This is a genomic window from Thermogemmatispora sp. (assembly GCF_019683755.1).
GTDB lineage: Bacteria > Chloroflexota > Ktedonobacteria > Ktedonobacterales > Ktedonobacteraceae > Thermogemmatispora.
Map to the genome: position 1 here is coordinate 1 of NZ_JADGHT010000078.1, position 15,969 is coordinate 15,969.

11 protein-coding genes are annotated in these 15,969 nt (G+C 60.4%); 6 read left to right on the top strand and 5 right to left on the bottom strand.

Annotated elements, in window-relative coordinates; genetic code table 11:
• Positions 1 to 1,202: MFS transporter (locus IRZ24_RS07585; protein ID WP_297161995.1), on the top strand; the 1,202-nt coding region annotated here is incomplete at its 5' end.
• A gap of 81 nt (positions 1,203 to 1,283) precedes the next feature.
• Here the strand turns inward: IRZ24_RS07585 and IRZ24_RS07590 are convergent.
• The 3 genes from IRZ24_RS07590 to IRZ24_RS07600 all read right to left on the bottom strand — a co-directional run bounded on the left by IRZ24_RS07590 (position 1,284) and on the right by IRZ24_RS07600 (position 6,492).
• Positions 1,284 to 2,225, bottom strand: coding sequence for an alpha/beta fold hydrolase (locus IRZ24_RS07590; protein WP_297161998.1), 942 nt, complete (start codon positions 2,223 to 2,225; stop codon positions 1,284 to 1,286).
• Positions 2,226 to 2,485: 260 nt separating this feature from the next.
• Positions 2,486 to 3,466: a hypothetical protein gene (locus IRZ24_RS07595; RefSeq protein ID WP_297162000.1), complete on the bottom strand. Its 981-nt coding sequence runs from the start codon at positions 3,464 to 3,466 to the stop codon at positions 2,486 to 2,488.
• A gap of 329 nt (positions 3,467 to 3,795) precedes the next feature.
• Positions 3,796 to 6,492 (bottom strand): FAD-binding oxidoreductase, encoded by a 2,697-nt coding sequence (locus IRZ24_RS07600; protein WP_297162003.1) that lies wholly within the window; start codon positions 6,490 to 6,492, stop codon positions 3,796 to 3,798.
• Positions 6,493 to 6,855: 363 nt separating this feature from the next.
• Between IRZ24_RS07600 and IRZ24_RS07605 the strand changes: the two genes are divergently transcribed.
• From IRZ24_RS07605 to IRZ24_RS07620, 4 genes are all read left to right on the top strand, one after another.
• On the top strand, positions 6,856 to 7,290 hold the full coding sequence (locus tag IRZ24_RS07605; protein WP_297162007.1) for a transcriptional repressor: 435 nt from the start codon (positions 6,856 to 6,858) through the stop codon (positions 7,288 to 7,290).
• 294 nt (positions 7,291 to 7,584) lie between these two features.
• Positions 7,585 to 9,273, top strand: a complete 1,689-nt coding sequence (locus tag IRZ24_RS07610; RefSeq protein WP_297162010.1) for a hypothetical protein — start codon at positions 7,585 to 7,587, stop codon at positions 9,271 to 9,273.
• A 346-nt stretch (positions 9,274 to 9,619) separates the two neighbouring features.
• On the top strand, positions 9,620 to 10,576 hold the full coding sequence (locus tag IRZ24_RS07615; protein WP_297162013.1) for a hypothetical protein: 957 nt from the start codon (positions 9,620 to 9,622) through the stop codon (positions 10,574 to 10,576).
• Positions 10,577 to 10,873: 297 nt separating this feature from the next.
• Positions 10,874 to 11,875: an SDR family NAD(P)-dependent oxidoreductase gene (locus IRZ24_RS07620; protein WP_297162016.1), complete on the top strand. Its 1,002-nt coding sequence runs from the start codon at positions 10,874 to 10,876 to the stop codon at positions 11,873 to 11,875.
• Positions 11,876 to 12,037: 162 nt separating this feature from the next.
• Here IRZ24_RS07620 and IRZ24_RS07625 read toward each other — a convergent pair whose 3' ends face one another.
• A complete protein-coding gene (locus tag IRZ24_RS07625) occupies positions 12,038 to 12,979 on the bottom strand; it encodes an ADP-ribosylglycohydrolase family protein (protein ID WP_297162019.1) in 942 nt (313 codons plus the stop codon).
• A gap of 835 nt (positions 12,980 to 13,814) precedes the next feature.
• On the opposite strand from IRZ24_RS07625, the gene IRZ24_RS07630 reads away from it, so the two are divergent.
• The gene (locus IRZ24_RS07630) at positions 13,815 to 14,969 is read left to right on the top strand and encodes an inositol-3-phosphate synthase (protein WP_297162021.1); all 1,155 of its coding nucleotides are present in this window, start codon (positions 13,815 to 13,817) and stop codon (positions 14,967 to 14,969) included.
• A gap of 100 nt (positions 14,970 to 15,069) precedes the next feature.
• Here the strand turns inward: IRZ24_RS07630 and IRZ24_RS07635 are convergent, their stop codons facing one another.
• A complete protein-coding gene (locus tag IRZ24_RS07635; RefSeq protein ID WP_052890098.1) occupies positions 15,070 to 15,294 on the bottom strand; it encodes a carbon storage regulator in 225 nt (74 codons plus the stop codon).
• Positions 15,295 to 15,969: the final 675 nt, after the last annotated feature.

Sequence of the window (15,969 nt, forward strand, 5' to 3'; positions counted from 1 at the left end):
CAACCCTGCTCTTCGTGCTTGCTCTCCTTCTCAGCCCTCATCAATATATTTTTATCTATATTCTGGCCTTTTTCTTCTCCCTGGTCGGCCTCTTTTTCTCGCCTGCCGAGGGGGCGATTATCCCCAGCCTGGTGGGAGAAGAGGAGCTACTCCCTGCTCTCTCGCTGTACAATCTCACGCTCAATATGAGCCAGGCTGTTGGTCTGCTGATCCTTGGCCCGCTCATGCTCAATCTGCTCCCTCCCCTCGCTTTCTCTGTCTTTGGCAATCATATCCAATTGATGCCTGTCGAAACACTGTTCCTGCTGATCTCGGCTCTCTACCTGTTGGCCACTGCTTTGACGGCCACCTTGCCGCGCCAAAGCCGCTCTCTATCTGAGGAGAAGAAGGCGGAGGCGCTGTCGACGGCTGAAGTGGTGAGGGCTAGCGAGGACGTACAGCCTTACGAGAGGCTTGCGGAGGAGGCCGGGGCTTTGCTCTCTGGCTGGCAACGGCTGCGTCGAGATCTGCAAGACGGCTGGCGACTGGTGCGTAACGATGGCGTTTTGTTGGATGCCCTTTTCCAGTCCTGCTTTGGGGGACTGGTGATGCTCACGATCGCCGAACTGGCAACCACCTTCGTGCAGCGCTTGCTGGGACTGCCGGCCAGCAATACAACGGTGATCTTTGCACCGGCGGGCCTCGGCCTCGTTGTTGGTTCCCTGCTGGTACCGGCGGTCGTGGCTCGCCTTGGCTCGCTGCGGACAATGCTCGCCGGCATGGTGGGAACTGGCCTGGGCATCGCCCTGATCCCTCCTTTGCAGTGGCTGGCGCGTCTACTTCTCGCCCCTCACTGGGCTACTCATCCTCTCTTTCTCCTGGTTCTGGCTGTGCTGACGGCTCTGGTTGGCTTTGGCCTTGACCTGGTGGTAGTGCCGGCCCAAACACTGATGCAGCAGCGCTCACCAGATGAGATGCGAGGGCGCGTGCTGGCTCTCTTCCAGGTCCTCTTTAATGGCGGCGCCATCCCGGTTATGCTCTTTATGGGAGCCCTGACTGACTGGCTGGGCATCGTTCCTGTGACCTATTTGCTGGCCGGCTCCTGCCTCCTGGCGGCTTCGCTGACTCTGGCACGCGCTCTCGCTCGCGGTGAGCGCGATCGCTTCTCTGGGGGACGCGGAGGACAGCAGGCTGAGGCGCGCGAGCGGTTGCCTGTCTCTTGAATGCCTCCCGCTGTTGTTTCAGGGTACCAACCAGCCATTTGAGATCCCGGGCGGGGCACAGCATGAGCAGTCCGGCTGCTCTCAGGCCGAGGAGCGATCCGGAGCGAAACCGGCTTCCTGACCAGGTCGATTGTCTGCTTGTTGTTCCCCCGCTGAAGGAAATGGGCCACCGCCAAGATGGCGCTGTAGCCAGCTTTGCATAGCCTCCAAGAGCGCAGGAGTGGCCGGATCGTGAAGGAGAGAGTGATAGGCGCCAGCGAAAGTGACAACTTCTACATCGCGACTGGCCAGCCGGCGTAGAAAAGCACGCGTGCCGCGCTCACGCGCGATGTAGTCACAACTGCCGCGCAGTAGTAACAAAGGCAGGCGAAGGGCTGGCGCTCGCCGCCGTGCAGCGCCTAACCAGAGGCTGAGGAGATTGAGAAAACGCACGCTGACCAGGCGCACAAAGAGCGGGTCGTTGCGCAGGCGCTCGTTAAAGGAGGCGTCGCGACAGCCCAGCTCTTCCCGGCCTGTGATCGGCATGGCGGGGCGCGTTGGCGCCGAGAGCAGCAGCCAGAGATAGCGCCATACCTCGCTGGGCCGCGGCGTGATAGAGGCACTCAGCACGGGAGAGATGAGAATCAGCCCGCTGACCTCGCGCACATGTGGCAACTGACTGCTGAGATAGTGAATGGCGATGGAGGCGCCCATGCTCTCGCCAAGCAGAATGAGGGGGAGAGCGGGCCAGTGGCGACGAGCCCAGGCCACAGTGCTGTCGACATCTTCCAGGTAAAGACGGAAGCTGGCGATGTCTCCCCGCCGACCCTGCGAGCGGCCATGTCCACGCAGGTCAGGCGCAATCACTTGGACCTCAGCTAGCTCGGGCGCTTCGGCCAGTACATCATAGTAGCCACCGTGCCCCCCTAAACCCTGAATGCAGAGGAGAAGACAGACGGGCTGCTCCGTCTTCCAACTGTGAACCACGAGGGTAATCCCATCCCTCGTGGTTACTAGGGCTTCTTGCTCTTCTTTTTTGGCCATGCTCCTTCCGGCACGTTAAAAGGGTTAAGGCTGCCCTGGCATCAATCGAGGCTGATGCTATGCTGCGGGCAAGGACAGCCAGGCCAGCGCAGCGCAGCAGAGCCTAGGAGAGTGATACGATTCCACACCGGCTATCTCCAGGAGCCACCCCAGCCAGCCCCTGGCCCAGCTTGCTAGTCCGCCAGCGTGCGCCTGGACTGCTACCGCCAACACCCAGAACAGGGGTGTTGCCAGGCCCGGGACTGTCGTCACTCTGTGTATTATAGCCGACGCCCATAGCGACTGACCAGTGTTGTCAGTTGAATGAGCAGTCCATGGACACGCTCGCTCGCCGGTACCAGGGCCTGTCTGGCTTCTCTGCCAGCGCTGCGGCTCCTGGGCCTGAACTTGAGAATGTTTTGATGCGAGAAGAAGCGCCTTAACGGCAACGGCAACCGCAGATGCGGTGGTGGCAGAGGGCGATAATCTTCATAGATCTCGTGCAGGGTGGCAATGAAGAGAGGGCGCATAAACATGATGAGCATCCAGGTGAAGCCGGTGGCCACGACCGGGTTGGTCACATGCAGAATAAGCAGGTAAAGGGGAGCGACCACCGGCGCCTCGACCAGCACCGAGCCGACAAAAGCAGTGGCTACCATCAGCCAGCGCCGCCGTGCTACATTGATGCTGATGATCACCGAGCGCAAGCCAGGATGGTTATCGACAATGGCGGCGTAGGTTGCAAAGACAAGATGGACATGCCAAATGAGCATAGGTATAATCAAGAGCAGTAGGGGTGCATAAGAGGGCCAGTTGAGGCGGGCGGTCTCCTGGCTGATCAGCCACTGCAGGGGCGTAAAGAGGCCCCAGAACAGGAGGGTAGTGATGCCATTGGTCACGATGTAGCGTGGAAACCAACGGATGGCAGCGGGGAGAATCTGGGCGGGAATAATCGGCTGACCGGCGTCCAGGGCCTCGATCGCCAGCACCATTGAAATATTGCCCAGGGTGATGGTGATCCAGGGCAGAGCGGTGCCGATCCAGTAGGCGAGGGTGCCGGGATAGCTACCGACTACGACGGCTGCCAATGACGGCAGCGAGAAGAGGCCGACCAGAGTAATGATTCCTGCAATATCACGCCGGCAAATGCGCAGCCCGGCCAGGACATAGAGCATGGCCTGTTTCCACCAGGGTGCAACAGGCCGCGAGACTGGAGTCTCAGCCTCGGCTAGATCTGCTACGGGTAGGGGTGGTTTCACCATAAGGGTTGGTTTCCTCCCGATTCGCTTCAGGCTTGCGAGTTGGGCTTCTTCAGATCAGGGACCTGGTCTTTCATCCCAAACCTACTTCCTCAAAATATTCTTTTGTCTAATTGTAGCTTCAAAACTGCTGTCTACAGTGTTACATCCTTCTCACCCTACTACTCCGGGAAGGAGCTGGCAGGGGAGGCGCTCATCACCCCGGTGGCAGGCCATCAGCAGAGAAGAGAAGAAGGAAGGAGGCGCGAGAGCCTCCCTTCCTTCTTCGCCTCAAGCTGCTTTCCATGCTTCTGTCCACCTGCTGGATAGTGGCGAGCCTGCATTCTGCCAGCCTAACGGTGAGGTGGGAGCAGCACACCGCGATTCAAAATTGCCTGTGGGTCCCAGCGCTGCTTGAGGCCAAACATCAGCTCTAGCGCAGGCGATGGAGGGCCAAAGACAGCAAGCGAAGCAAAAGGACGAGGCATATCCATGACCACGGCATAGCCCTCGTTCGCTTGTGCTGCTGCGCGCAGATCCTCCAGAAGCGTTGCAGACTGGGCCACCTGTGGAGTCACGACGTAGAGCAGACCCGCTGCCAGATCTGCCACCCAGTCACAGCCCTGCAGAAGCTGGTCCTGATCGACCAGCCAGCCTGGCAAGTCGCGAGCAGCCAGGCCGACACGCACCACCAAGGGCGCTGACGTCTGGGCGACAAGGCTCTCCCTTGCTCTAAGACCGTTCTTCCCCTCGCCGCGTAACAGCTCGCACCAGAGGTCATCACCGCTCAGCTCCTCGCAGGTGACGGCTTCAGGAGCCTGGGCGCGCTGCAGCTCGGCAGCCACTGCCGTCAGCTCGCTCTTGACATCGGAGGCCAGCCCTTCGGCGCTATAGACAAGCAGATAGGGAGCGGCATGCAAGCGCGGGCTATAACGTTGGGCGAGCTGGCTGCCGTGGCAGAGCAGGAGGGCCGAGGCCACCAGATTCAACGGCAGGAGGCGTCGGGCCCAGAGCAGACCCTGGCGCAGATCCTCAACAGGGAGCAGCAAGCTGAGGCGTAGGCGCGGCAGGGGCCAGCACTTGAGGGTCACATCTGTCAACAGACCCAGCGTTCCGTAGGAGCCGATGAAGGCCTTAGTCAGGTCATAGCCGGCCACATTCTTGGTCAGGGGGCGCCCCGTGCGGATCAGGCGTCCGTCAGCCAGGGCTACAGTCAAACACAAGACCTGTTCGCGCAAAGCCCCATAGCGCAGACGTCTGGGGCCATTGACATTAGCTGCCACCAGTCCGCCGACGGTTGCCTCTGGCCAGGGCGAGATCAAAGCCACCTGCTGACGGCGTCTCGCCAGCCAGGCCTGGACTTCCGCCAGCGGCGTACCGGCCCCCACTGTGATAAACAGGTCCTCGGGGGCATCGTTGCGAAGGCCACGCAGGTGGGCTGTAGTGAGCAGAAGGCCAGCGCTGTCTGTCGGAGGGAAAGGCGCCTGGTCTGGCTTGTCCCCACCCATGAGCAGGACTGGCCGGTGCTGAGCGGTACACTGAGCTAAGATCTGGGCCGCTTCCTCATCGCTCTCGGGAGCAAGTAGCTCGCCGGCTGGGGGCGACCAGGGTTGCTCCTCCGCTAAAGCGAGGGAAGCCACTGATGGAGGCTCCTTCCAGACTTGAGCCTCGCTCTGAGGAAAGATCTTGCCAGGATTCAGCAGATTGTGGGGATCGAAAACTTGCTTGACGTCCCACATAGCGCTCAGCTCGGCGGGCGAGTGCATCAGGGGCATAAACTCACGTTTCTCAATTCCAACGCCATGCTCGCCGGTCAGACTACCGTTGAAGGCCATGCAGGCACGCACGATCTCTCGTCCTGCCTCACGTACACGCTCCAGCAAGGCGGGGTCATCGGGGTCGGGAATCAACACCATCGGGTGTAGATTGCCATCGCCCGCGTGAAAGACATGGCCTGTGCGCAGCGCATAGCGCTGACAGATGGCGTTCACGCGCTGCAGCATTGCGGCCAGACGGCTGCGTGGTACTGTGACATCAACCGTATAGTAGGCAGGTGCCAGCCGGGTCGCCGCCCCGGCTGCGCTCTTACGCGCCAGCCAGATGCGAGCCCTCTCCTCCTCATCGCGCGCCAGCCGCAAATCGCGCCCACCGTGGGCCAACAGGATATGGCTGATCTCTGCCATTTGCTCAGACAGGCTGGCCGGATAGCCGTCGACTTCGACGATGAGAGCGGCGCCCGCCTCCAGCGGCAGACCTGCCTGGGCAAATGGCTCAATCATCTGGATGATCTGCTGATCCATCATCTCCATTGTCGCCGGGATCAGGCCGGCGGCGATCATGGCCGAGACCGCCTGGCCCGCCTGTTCCACCGAGTCAAAGGTTGCAAGCAGAGTTTGAACGCCGGGTGGACGGCGTACCAGGCGGACGCCGATGGCTGTGATCAGGGCCAGTGTGCCCTCGCTTCCGCAGAGGAGACCGCAGAGATCGCTGAGTGGGTAGTCGTAGGCGGGACCACCGAGGCGTAGCCGGCGCCCATCGGCCAGCACAATCTCCAGACTCGTCAGATAGTTGGTCATCACCCCGTACTTGAAGCAATGCGGACCACCCGAGTTTTCCGCGACGTTCCCGCCCAGGGTTGAGACGCGCTGGCTGGAGGGATCGGGTGGAAAATACAGATCGTAGGCTTTGGCTTGCTCATCGAGGGCCAGATTGATCACTGCCGGCTGCACCACGGCCCGGCGCCCGAGAGGATCGATCTCAATGATGGCCTGCATCTGTGAGAAGGCTACCAGCACTCCACCGTGATCGGCTACGGCCCCACCAGAAAGGCCCGTACCAGCTCCTCGCGCTACCAGCGGTACACCGTACTCGTTAGCCCAGCGAACCAGGCCTACGACCTCCTCTGGGCTGCGAGGAAAGACAACTGCCTCGGGTCGCCCACGATCAAGGCCTCCATCCCCTTCATAGGCGATGAGAGCTGTCGCATCGGTGAAGACTTGCTCTGGTGAGAGAAGGGTTGTGAGGGCAGCAAGCGCCCGCTCCTCTAGCATGGCTCTGGCATCCCCTTCCTGTTTCCTGTACCGGGCCGAGGGATCGGCCTCTCTACGGACCTCTCCCTCTAACCGTCCCGTCTCCGTCGGAGCGTGTTGAGCATCCTGGGAGATAGGCATCTGCTGCAATAGCTCACATTGTAGCAGCTTGCAAGACCCTGTGCAAGCGCGCTCAGGGGCGTAGCAGCCAGACTGGCGGCGCGGGCTAGGAAGCGTGACGCGCGCATGCTTGCCTGCCGCTCCGCTCCCTTTCTCCGGCGATTCTGCGCTCTACTGCAGCCTGGTAGCTGATGGTTTGGAGACTGGATAAAAGCCAACGGAAGTGGTACACTACATGCTAGTAGACGCTGAGGAGGAAGCTTTTTGCTAGCAGAGAAGATCCGCGCTGCGTTTAACGAGGCACGTCAACGGAGGACGGCGCCTCTTCGTCTCGTAGAAGAGCGCTTGATCGAGCTTGCAATCGCGGGCGCCGACTTCACAGTCGATGATCTCTGGCAGTCGCTTCGCCAGAAAGAGCCACGTCTTGGGCGGGCCACCGTCTATCGTTCCGTAGAGATTCTGGTCAATGCGGGCCTGCTCGATCGTGTCGACTTTGCCGATGGCACCCACCATTACCGAATCTGCGGGGAGCGTCATCATCATCATTTAACCTGCACCCAGTGCCATCGCGTTGTCGAGGTCGATATCTGTTTACCCGCAGAGCAATTCAAGGCTATCGGTCAGCAGACCGGCTTTGCCATCGAAGGCCATTCGATTACGCTCTTTGGACGCTGTGCGCGTTGCACGGCGCACCGCTAGTCGCCCGCTCTCTAGGCTCCAGGTCTGGCCAGGATAAAGGCCAGGCCCTTGCCTTTTCCCCGGCTCTGGTCAGGAGTGCGTCCTGGCCAGGCTGTTATCGCCCCACGGCTCTCATCTCTGCCATTGAGTGCTTGCCTCGCTTTTTCCTCCATGCTCCTGCCCCTTCTGGCTAAGGTAAAAGGGCTACTCGTCGCGAAATGGTCGCTTTTATCATGCTACAATCAACCAGAGTACCTAGACTAGCCAGGTAGAGTGTACGAGATCTTCCTACTATTTTGGAACAGGTGATGAGCCATGAGTCCTCTGGCGCGCATTGGCACTGTAGCGGTAGTCTGCCTGGGCCTGATCATGATGGCAATGGTCCTGCTGCCGTCGCCTCTCTTCTCCCTCTCTCTCGCGACCTCCTCTGTGACCCTGCCGGTGCTTCTGTTTGCTGGCCTACTAAGCCTTGGTGCGACGCTGGCCTCCGATCGATCCGCGGCGGAAAAAGCCTTGCTGCCCTGGAGTGGACGTGAACGGGTGGCCTGGCTCTGCATTGCTGGTGGGCTGCTCCTGGGGACCGTAGGACTCGGCTGGCGGTGGATAAGTGCGGTTCCCTCCGCAGGCATCGGACTACTGGCCACGGTGCCGTCAGCGCCAGCTTCAACCCTGCAACTGCTTCTGCAGCTCAGTCCTCTGGCTTTTCCTCTCCTGCTCTGGCTCTCGTTCTTCCTCTGGCCTGCAGCCAGTGCCGGGCGTGAGCGTCTCCTCCTCATTCTGGATAGCTTCCTCGTTCTGCTGACCAGCCTGGGACTGGCCTGGAATCTGGGAATCTTTTCCTCCCTACGCTGGCCTCTCAGCTCGGGTGCTCTTCTCTGGGAGACGCTGCTCAGGCCGCTGGTTGATCTCTTGCTCATTGGGACCGCTCTCCTGCTCTGGCTGCGTCTGGGAACAGCCAGCACCTTTACCAGCTATCGCCTCCCTCCACGCCGTGCTAGTCTGCTTTGCCTGGTCGCTGGCCTCCTAATCTATGCGCTCGCTGATCTGCTGGCGGGCCATGCTTTGGCTTGGTCCTGGCTCTGGCCTGGGGCACCTGCCTGGCGCGACAGGGTGCTGGCGGTGATACTGAATACAGGTCTGTTGCTCTGTGGATTAGCCGCTTATCTCAGGCGTGTGGTCAGATGCCCCCCTGGGGAAGCTGGTGGGGCTACGCCCGCTCCCCGTGATGAGCCCCTGCGGCAGCAGCTCAGCCGGTGCCTCGTCCAGCATGATCGCCGCGTTACCGCTTTCCCCTTCGTGATCTATTTGCCTCATATACTTCTAATAACCTGTTTCGCTATTCTGACATGGAATGTCTGGCAGAGCGGACAGCGGCAGCTCTTCATCGGATGCCTTGTGCTCGGCCTGGCCATCTGTCTGGCCTGCTGGCGTCTCTTGCTGACTCAAGCCGAAAATCGCCATCTGGCTCGCCTGCTCTTCGGGAGCTGTCAGGAGGAGATCCAGCATCTGGAGGCCCAGGTGTATACCTGCAGCCGCCGCAGCAATGCGCTTGAGGCTCAGTTAGCTCGCCTGCGGGAAGTGCTGGCGCAGCTCGCTGCCGGGAACCTGGCCGCGCGTCTTGAGCCGGCAGAGGACGATCTCAAGCCCCTGGCGATCAGCTTGAACCAGCTTGCTGACCGAGAGATGCGTTTGGAACTGTGGAATCAGCATAATCAGCTCTTGCGCATAGCGCTGGAGGATCTCTGCGCCGCTTTGGAGCGCTGTCCCTCTGGTGAGCCGCTGGTGATCCCTCCCTCTTGCGAAGGGATACCGCAGATTGAACGGCTGCTGACTGTAACGGGCCTGCGCCAATTTGCTGAGCAGTCCCCGCCTTCCCAGTCCTCGCTGCCCGTGAGTAGCTCTAACGCTCTTCCTCCGCTCTTCCCGCCGACTCTGCCAGTCACAGGCGAGCCGGAAGGAGGCTTGTCCCCAGAACATGTTTCACATGAGCGCCCCTCGTGGTAGTTTAGCCGGAGCAGCAGCTATTGCAAGCTCTACAGGGTGCTCTCCGCAGGGCGGAGCTGGCGATGCGATGCGCAAGAGCAAGGGACCAGAATACTGATCTTAACCACGGGGGCGCAGTTTTAACGAGAACGCAACCGAATCGATGTCTCCTTTCTTCTGAATACAGAGTACAGTAATAGCCAGAGTATCCATAGCGCTCGATGAGAAGTGCAAGCGAGATCCGGGCCAGGCTCCAGGCGGGCCGGCTTTGCGAGCTAACAGCGAGTGACGGTAGAAGCGGGGGAACGGCACCAAGGGGACCTGTTTCGCCGGCTGTGGCGCCTGGCAGACAGAGGAGCTGAGAGAGATGAGCACCCGCGTGGTTTTACCGGTCTGGCAAGGAGCAGCGAGCAGCGGGGCGACCTATGTGCAGGTCGGCAATCTGCGCATCCTCGCTGCAGAGCTGAAGCAACTCTTGACCGCCGGGATAGACCGGCTGGGGCTGGTGGTGATCACGCTCACGTTTGCTGACCAGCGTTCGCCTGGTGAGAGGCGCGCCGAAGCGACTCGCCGCCTACTGGCGGCTCTGCGCTCCCTGGTACGCAAAACAGATCGCGTCTTTATCCTGAGTCAACGTGGCTATGTCGTCTTGCCCAACTGCAGCGAGCGGGAGCGTGTAGCGGTTGAAGAGCGTCTCTGGTGGGCGCTCTGCTCGCGGGTCAGCTCATTGCATGCCTGTGAGCTGGCTGATCTCACAGCCCTGGCAGTGGGTGGTCGAACGATTGAGCGGACGGAGAGTCAGAATCTGCTGAGTGTGCTGCGCGAAGCGGCCAGCGCGCAGCGAGTGCTAACTGCCCCCTTTGGCTCGACGAGGTGCCCCTCTGATGCCGGCGAGGCTGGTGGAGCTACCCGGCCCTCGGCGCCTGGAGCCAGATATGATCCTCTGTCCAGGCAAGCCTTGTCTAGAAATCAGCCTCAAAAGCACGAGCGAGACTGGTCTCCACTCTCTTCAGAACTCAGCGAGGAGTTTCTAGCCGAGGCGCGTCGACTCGGAATTCCCTACCTGGCGCCACTTCCGCGGCGTGTGCCTGCCAGCGTTCGCCAGGCGATTAGCCCTCATCTTGCTCATGAGCTGCACTGCTGTCCGATCGGGCGCGCTCGCAAAACACTGACTGTGGCTCTGGCTGATGGAAGCAACCACCAGGCTATTTTAGAACGCTTGCGGCGTGAGACGGGGTTGCAGATCTTCCCGGTCCTGACGCCTCCCCACGAGCTACAGCAGGCCCTGGAGCGCCTGAGTGCTTCCTCCTCTAAAAGGCGCTAGCTCTCGCCAGGACCCTTTCATGCGGCTCAGCGGCCTCTCGCCGCGGTTCCTACCTCTTCCCCCTGGGCCTGGATGAGCTGCGCCGCCCAACGAACCGGCTCACCTGCTGATCGCATTTGACGGCCTGCCTCGCGCTTGCTAAGATAGAGAGGACCGCATCACCGGCTGAGGGCCTGGCTTGCCCGGCCAGGAACCGGTGAAACGGCCTTCTCGAGAGACAAGAAAAGCAAGTAAGCCGGTTAGTCGAACAGCTCGCAGCTGCTAGCGTCATCATAGAAGGAGGAGAGGCGCCGGCCCGTGGCTCGCCGCTGCGCCATTGGCACGGATGGAGCCGGGCAGGGCGTCCATGTCTGGCTCAGCATGAAGATTCTGGTTACAGGAGGCGCGGGCTTCATCGGCTCCCATCTGGTCGATGTCTACCTGGAGGCTGGCCATGAGGTCTTTATCGTCGATAACCTCTGGAGCGAAGGGGGCGGTAAGCTAGCCAATATCCCCGCCCAGGCCCACTTTTTCCGCGCCGATATCACCGATGCCGAGACTATGCGCGACCTCTTTGCGCACGTGCGGCCCGAGGTCGTCAGCCATCACGCCGCCCAACACAGCGTCGCCGTCTCCGCGCGTGATCCACTCCTTGATGCCCGCGTCAATGTTCTCGGGCTGCTCACCATCCTGCAGAACTGCACCCAGGTCGGCGTGCGCAAAATCATCTTCGCTTCGTCGGCAGCTACCTACGGCACGCCCCCGCAGCTTCCCGTCAACGAGGAGACGCCGCAGCGGCCCGAGTCGCCCTACGGCATCACCAAGATGGTCGGCGAGCATTATCTGCGTTACTGGCACGAAGCTCACGGCCTGACCTACACGATCTTGCGCTACGGCAACGTCTACGGGCCGCGTCAGGACCCCAACGGCGAAGCGGGAGTCATTGCCATCTTTGCCCGTCGCTTTCTCAGTGGGGAAGGCGTGCGTATCGACTGGGACGGCGAGCAGGCCAAAGACTACGTCTTTGTCAGCGATGTCGCTCGCGCCAACTTGCTGGCGCTAGAGCGAGGCGATAACGACGTCTTCTGCATTGCCACCGGACGGCCTACCTCGGTCAATGAGATCTACCGTCAGCTTGTCACCCTGACTGGCTTCGAGGCCCCGATTCAACGCGCTCCCAAGCGACCGGGTGACATCCGGCTCGCCTACTTCGATTGCCGCAAAGCCGCGCAGCTCCTCGGCTGGCAGCCACAGGTCTCGTTGGAAGAGGGCATTCGCCAAACGGTCGACTTTTTCCGCCAGAGCCAGGCCCGTGGCTAGAGCCGGACTTGGGCGGTGCTGAGGCAAGGAGACTGCGGCGATGACCAACGGAGGCAAGAAGGATAGCTCACCAGCCTCCGCCGGCCATCGCCGTCTTAGCTCCAGCCGTCCCACCGTCGGCCTTGATCGCTGCCAGCCGTTCCTCTTTTTTCCTTGTAAGCTTCAAGATTCCGGTTGGATACGCTCGGCCAAGTCATAGAGAGCGTCGGCCAGCGACTCGATCAGCTCACGCTTCGCCAGCTTGGCGCGCCACTCGGCAGGGATAGCCTCCTCACCATAGAAAGCGCCCGCTAGCTGACCATAGACCGCCCCAGTCGAATCGGCATCGTCGCCCAGATTCACGACCAAGAGGCAGCCCTCGCGGAACGTGCTACTGTGGTAGAACGCCCACAGGGCCGCCTCCAGCGTCTTCACCACATAGCCGAGGCCGCGAATCTCCGGCGGCTGACGCACCTTAAAGGAGCCAGCCGCCACCTCAGCGATCTCTGATGTCAGTGGCTGCTCTTCCCAGGAGCCAGGCACCGGTGTATAGAAGGGGGCCAGCAACTCCTCCTTACTGGCGCCCTCCAAAGCCCCGATAATCAGCCCGGCCATATAACGACAGGCATCCACCGCCGTCGCCGTCGCGTGCGTCGTACGCGAGCTGAGGGCGGCCTTCTCCAATGCGGCCCGAGGATGGCGTGCATAGCAGAGCGGCACAGGAGCCAGACGCATCAGCGAGCCGTTGCCCGCCTGCTGCGGATCAGAGGAACCGGCCAGCGGGTCCCCCGTCTCATCAAAGCGGCGCAAAGCCCGGGCCACCGTGCCCCCAATATCAAAGCAATAGCCCGTACTCGACAGATAGCCCTCGTCGCGCCAGCGCACATAGCGCTCCATCTGATCGCGCACATCAAAGCCCTGGCGCTCCACCAGGCTGGTCGCCAAACAAAGGGCCATCGACGTATCATCGGTCCACTGGCCGGCCTGCAGCCTGAAAGGTCCCCCACCAATCATATCTGTCAGCGGCGCAAATGAACCGGGAGAGCGAAACTCGACGGTAGTGCCCACAGCATCGCCACAGGCTAGACCGAGTAAACTTCCACGATAGCGAGCGCGTCGATCCATTCTCCAGCTCCTCTCTTGCCTCTAGAAGGCATGCTACAGATGGCTCTCACTATCCTCGCTTGGCTGGGCGGGCCATGTGCCCTTATTGCCCGTATCGATCGTCAACAAGTTCCAGAGAGTAGATTGACGGAGAGAAAACGATTAGCAGCGAGGAATTTGGTGCATGGAATCTATGGGAATAGACAGCCTGCCTGCACTGTTTAAAAACATGGGAAAACCCGTTCACACCAAAAAATAGCAGAGAGAGACCCCTGGCCCGGAGCCCACTGGTCAAGGCAGGCGGGGCGGGCGAGGGGAAATGTCTGCCGCGGGCGGCGCTGTGCTGGGCGAATGTAGGCAGTGAAACAAGACAGAGAAAGGCGTAGAGGCGACGTGGCAAGCGTAGCGAGGGAGGGCTTGCGGAGGAGAGAGGGCGAGCAGAAGGAGGCTGCGCGCTGCTGCGCTCCTCAGCCAGCGACAGTGAGAGCGATCCGCGAGGCAGAGCTAGCTGCTTGCTCTCCTGGCCAGAGATAATAGTATAATATTGACAGCCTGCTAATTTGTGAGGAGGTGCATGCATCTGGCAGAGAGGGAATCCGAAGCAGTCCTACCTCCAGAGAAAGGAATCCTCGCACTCTTCTCCGCACCATCTTTTTTTCTGGCGGCAACAGCGTCGTCGGCAGCCAGAGACAGAGAGGCATTCACGAAGCAAACCAATTGGATCAACTCCAGCGTAGCATGGGTAGTGTGAAGGGTGGAAGTGGATACCTTTGCGTATCTTGTTCAGCGCAGTAGTCACGCGGCAAAAGACGTTTATCCATCAGCTAGCTAGTTCAGTAGGAGGAAGGGAACGATCATGCCAGGATCGAAGAAAGTTCGCGTAGCCATTGTTGGTGTCGGCAACTGTGCCAGCTCGCTTGTGCAAGGTGTCTACTACTATCGCAACGCCAAGCCGGACGACTTTGTACCCGGGCTGATGCATGTTACCCTTGGGGGTTACCATATCAGTGACATCGAATTCTCGGCAGCTTTCGATATAGACCAGAACAAAGTTGGCAAGGACCTGGCCGAAGCCATCTACGCTGCCCCCAACAACACCTACCGCTTTGCCGACGTTCCGCCGCTGGGCGTCAAAGTCTACCGTGGCATGACCCACGATGGGCTAGGCAAATACCTCTCACAAGTCATCACGAAGGCGCCGGGCAAGACCGACGACGTCGTACGCATTCTCAAGGACACAGGAACTGATGTCCTTGTCAACTACCTGCCGGTTGGCTCTGAGACGGCTACCAAGTGGTACGTTGAGCAAGTCCTACAGGCTGGCGTCGCCTTTGTCAACTGTATCCCGGTCTTCATTGCGCGTGAGCAGTACTGGCAAGAGCGCTTCAAAGAGGCCGGACTGCCGATGATCGGTGACGACATCAAGAGCCAGGTTGGCGCCACGATTGTCCACCGTGTGCTGACCAAGCTCTTCCGCGATCGCGGCGTGCGGCTAGAGCGCACCATGCAGCTCAACGTCGGTGGTAACACTGACTTCTACAACATGCTAGAGCGCGAGCGGCTGGAGTCCAAAAAGATCAGCAAGACCAATGCCGTCACCAGCCAGCTTGACTACGAGCTGCCGCCGGAGAACGTCCACATTGGACCCTCGGACTATGTCGCCTGGCTGCAAGATCGCAAGTGGGCCTACATCCGCCTGGAAGGCCGCACCTTTGGTGATGTGCCGCTCAACCTGGAGCTGAAGCTAGAGGTTTGGGACTCGCCCAACTCTGCCGGCGTAGTTATTGACGCCGTGCGTCTGGCCAAGCTGGCACTGGACCGCGGTCTTAGCGGCACGCTCATCGGGCCGAGCGCCTATCTCATGAAGTCGCCGCCGGTCCAGTATCCAGACGATATCGCACGCGCCATGACCGAGGCCTTTATCCGCGGTGAGGAGCCTGAAGCCGCCGCAGCTCGCGCTGAGGCTCTGGAACCGAGCAACGGCTACAAGGTTGAAGCCCCTAGCGAATAAGTCGGGCGACTCTCCCCTGGGCAGAACGCAAACCCCGGGCCAGCGCTGGCACTGCCGGCCCGGGGACTTTGCTTTGAAGCAATGGATGCAAGATGAACCGCTACGAGCGCTGTACGCTTGGAGCATTCGTCACAGTCGAAGCATTAGCCGCTGGCTGCTGGTGCTGATCTTGCCCCGAGCGTAACAGCTCCTCGCGTACAATAGTCACCTCTGGCGGAGCGCTGATTCCAATTTTCACACGCTCCCCCTCGACCGCGAGGACCGAGATGCTAATGACCCCACCGAGAATAATGCTTTCACCAACTTTACGTCTCAAAACAAGCATGTAAGGCTCCCTTCCCCAGAAGCATTTCCGAGACGTCCCTGCGCTGCAGATGACACCTTACAGGCGTCTCTTCAAGCCGAACACAGACGAGATGCCGAGCAGCGAGTGGGCTTCCTGCTCACACTGGACGTTGCTGGTGACAGAAACGGGTAGGCACGTTTGCTGTCACTGGCACGGAGCACAACAAACCGCTGGTCTGTGAGTCGCTTGTGCAGATTCAATGTACGCTCATTGTCAAAATGACGATTCAGCGCCAGGATTTTCCGCACAAGTAAGCGGGGCTCGATCTCGCAGACCTGTGCGCACACTCGCGCCGGCCATAAAACTACCCTCTCTGTAGATTGTACACCGTGCTTCAGCAACCACTGTTTCCCCGGGCGTTGTGCGCAGTTGGGGCCTATCCCTGTTGATGGGCCGCAGCGCCTTTGCCACCGTCTCAGCGCTGAGCGGCCCTGCTGCTGTGGCCAAAGCCGCCGTGGTCGTTGAGAGTCGTGCGGAGCCCTGATCTGCACCTGGGTACCCTCCCTGAAAGGTGTGACACCGAACCGGGGCCGGCTTTCCCACTCAGGAAGCCTGCTCCCTTATCGTACTCAACAGGTCGCTCACGATCAACAGGGAAACCAGGGATCGTAATAATACTCTGTTTATGATACTATACGATCCAGGCTATGGTAC

What these genes read in the sequence shown, in the direction of transcription:
- IRZ24_RS07610 (WP_297162010.1), top strand. Translation starts at nt 7,585, where the DNA reads ATGAGTCCTCTGGCGCGCATTGGCACTGTAGCGGTAGTCTGCCTGGGC.
- IRZ24_RS07615 (WP_297162013.1), top strand. Translation starts at nt 9,620, where the DNA reads ATGAGCACCCGCGTGGTTTTACCGGTCTGGCAAGGAGCAGCGAGCAGC.
- IRZ24_RS07595 (WP_297162000.1), bottom strand. Translation starts at nt 3,466, where the DNA reads ATGGTGAAACCACCCCTACCCGTAGCAGATCTAGCCGAGGCTGAGACT.
- IRZ24_RS07590 (WP_297161998.1), bottom strand. Translation starts at nt 2,225, where the DNA reads ATGGCCAAAAAAGAAGAGCAAGAAGCCCTAGTAACCACGAGGGATGGG.
- IRZ24_RS07635 (WP_052890098.1), bottom strand. Translation starts at nt 15,294, where the DNA reads ATGCTTGTTTTGAGACGTAAAGTTGGTGAAAGCATTATTCTCGGTGGG.
- IRZ24_RS07625 (WP_297162019.1), bottom strand. Translation starts at nt 12,979, where the DNA reads ATGGATCGACGCGCTCGCTATCGTGGAAGTTTACTCGGTCTAGCCTGT.
- IRZ24_RS07600 (WP_297162003.1), bottom strand. Translation starts at nt 6,492, where the DNA reads ATGCTAGAGGAGCGGGCGCTTGCTGCCCTCACAACCCTTCTCTCACCA.
- IRZ24_RS07630 (WP_297162021.1), top strand. Translation starts at nt 13,815, where the DNA reads ATGCCAGGATCGAAGAAAGTTCGCGTAGCCATTGTTGGTGTCGGCAAC.